The organism is Pollutimonas rozaliensis (genome assembly GCF_048751585.1).
Lineage (GTDB): Bacteria > Pseudomonadota > Gammaproteobacteria > Burkholderiales > Burkholderiaceae_B.
Window position 1 is genome coordinate 1 of record NZ_JAZHOB010000053.1, and the last position, 284, is coordinate 284.

Consider the following 284-nt stretch of genomic DNA (forward strand, 5'->3'; position numbering starts at 1 on the left):
CGAATTTCGCGGCGCCCGCTTTCGCAGGATCGTCGCCGAGCTGCAGGACCGCCATGGTCAAGTCGACATCGAACAACTCGAGCGCATGGAGCAGGATATGCGCGCCAACCTGGCCACGCGACTGACCAATGAACTCACCACCATTCCCGGGGCACTGGAAGCACTGGAAGCCTTGTCGCACTACCCCAGCGCGGTGGTTTCCAACGGCCCGGAAACGAAGATACGCGCGGCGCTGAAAGCAACGGGCCTGACCCATTACTTCGATAATCGCCTGTTCAGCGGCT

The 284-nt window shown here is 61.3% G+C and carries 1 protein-coding gene; it reads left to right on the forward strand.

Annotated elements, in window-relative coordinates:
* Positions 1-284, forward strand: a 284-nt coding sequence (locus V0R37_RS21930; RefSeq protein ID WP_420376535.1) for an HAD hydrolase-like protein, incomplete at both ends; no start/stop codon positions are given.